The sequence below is a fragment of the Mesorhizobium sp. M4A.F.Ca.ET.020.02.1.1 genome (assembly GCF_004022645.1).
Taxonomy (GTDB): Bacteria; Pseudomonadota; Alphaproteobacteria; order Rhizobiales; family Rhizobiaceae; genus Mesorhizobium.
The window spans coordinates 1-2,191 of sequence record NZ_RZOI01000881.1 but is presented as its reverse complement, the minus strand read 5'-3'; the positions used below and the strand labels follow the sequence as shown (position 1 = coordinate 2,191).

Sequence of the window (2,191 nt, the reverse complement as noted above, 5' to 3'; positions counted from 1 at the left end):
GGTGTGGATGTCGACGGCGATCGCCGGCAGCGACGTCGCGATCACGGTCGAATCCATGTTCTCCATGAAAAGTGCGACCGCCAGGATGAGCGGAATGATGCGGTTCAAGGGAACGCCCTGATTTGTCTTCACGAATCCGGAGCCTGGCTTGGGGGCGAGCCGGCATGCCCGGGCGGTTATCACGCATTGGCCCGAGTGTCGCATTAAATTGCTGTCACTTTTGCGCGACCGCAACCCCTGGTGGCCATATGTCATCGGCATCAGGGCAGTCGAGCCAATCAACGTTCCGACGCAACCCTAGATCAAAATGTAACAAGGGTGCCCGTCGAGTACCTGCTCGCGCCGGCGAAGAGATCGAGCATTCACCGGTTCTGATCGCTGTGCCGCCGCCACCCAAAAAGCGGGCAATTGCGATCAGGTCATGCGACCGCAGTCCTTCGTGGCCGCCATCAGGGCAACCCAGCACTTGCGATGACATGCAATCATCGTCTTTTCAATGTCATCGCGACGTGTTACCAGCCAGCGCCAATCCTGAAAGGGAAGAAACGAGTCGGCGCTGTCCATAACGGTCCAGCGCTTTTTTGTATTCCCCAGGCTTTTTCGTGTTCGAAGGACTGGCCATGGCAAAAATCATCGAAACGTCCACCGGCGCGCTGGCGCTGACCTTTGACGACGTGCTGCTGCAGCCCGGTCATTCCGAGGTCATGCCCGGCGAGACCGACATCCGCACCCGCATCGCCGGCGACATCGACCTCAACGTGCCGATCCTGTCGGCCGCCATGGACACCGTCACCGAGGCCCGGCTCGCTATCGCCATGGCCCAGGCCGGCGGCATCGGCGTCATCCACCGCAATTTCTCGCCAGCCGAGCAGGCAGAGCAGGTCCGCCAGGTGAAGAAGTTCGAATCCGGCATGGTGGTGAATCCCGTCACCATCGGTCCGGACGCCACGCTCGCCGACGCGCTGGCGCTGATGCGCACCTACTCGATTTCGGGCATTCCGGTGGTCGAGAACGGCGGCACCGGCGGCCATACGGTCGGCCGGCTGGTCGGCATCCTGACCAACCGAGACGTGCGTTTCGCTTCCGATCCCTCGCAGAAGGTCTATGAGTTGATGACCCGCGAGAACCTGATCACGGTGAAGGAGAATGTCGACCAGGATGAGGCCAAGCGGCTCTTGCACAAGCACCGCATCGAGAAGCTGGTCGTCGTCGACAGGAAGGGCAATTGCGTCGGCCTGATCACCGTCAAGGACATCGAGAAGTCGCAGCTCAACCCGCACGCCACCAAGGATGCGCAGGGACGGCTGCGCGCCGCCGCCGCCACCAGCGTCGGCGATGACGGCTTCGAGCGTGCCGAACGCCTCATCGATGCCGGCGTCGATCTTCTGGTCATCGACACCGCGCACGGCCACTCGCAGCGCGTGCTGGACGCGGTGACCCGGGCGAAGAAGCTTTCGAATTCGGTGCGCATCCTGGCCGGCAACGTCGCCACTGCGGAAGGCACGCAGGCGCTGATCGACGCCGGCGCCGACGCCGTCAAGGTCGGCATCGGTCCAGGCTCGATCTGCACCACGCGAATCGTCGCCGGCGTCGGCGTGCCGCAGCTTTCGGCGATCATGTCGGCGGTCGAGACGGCGCACAAAAAGGGCGTGACGGTGATTGCCGACGGCGGCATCAAATATTCGGGCGATCTCGCCAAGGCGCTCGCCGCTGGCGCCGGCGCCGCCATGATCGGCTCGCTGCTGGCCGGCACCGACGAGAGCCCGGGCGAGGTCTATCTGCACCAGGGCCGCTCGTTTAAGGCCTATCGCGGCATGGGCTCGGTCGGCGCCATGGCGCGCGGCTCGGCCGATCGCTACTTCCAGGCCGAGGTCCGCGACACGCTGAAACTGGTCCCGGAAGGCATCGAAGGGCAGGTTCCCTACAAAGGACCTGTGGCTGGCGTGCTGCACCAGCTTGCAGGCGGCCTGAAAGCCGCTATGGGTTATGTCGGTGGCCGCGATCTTGCCGATTTCCGAGAACGCGCCACCTTTGTGCGCATATCCAACGCCGGACTTCGTGAAAGCCACGCCCATGACGTCACGATCACCCGCGAAAGCCCGAACTATCCGGGCGGAATTTGATCAGGCCGCCGAGCCTGACCAACGGGATCGTTACAGGCTTTGGCGCAACCTGACGGCGACAGCCGAAG

General features: G+C 63.5%; 1 protein-coding gene. It reads left to right on the top strand.

Annotated elements, in window-relative coordinates:
* Positions 1-620 precede the first annotated feature (620 nt).
* Positions 621-2,123, top strand: coding sequence for an IMP dehydrogenase (gene guaB, locus EN742_RS32535; protein ID WP_126054986.1), 1,503 nt, complete (start codon positions 621-623; stop codon positions 2,121-2,123).
* The last annotated feature ends 68 nt before the right edge of the window (positions 2,124-2,191 follow it).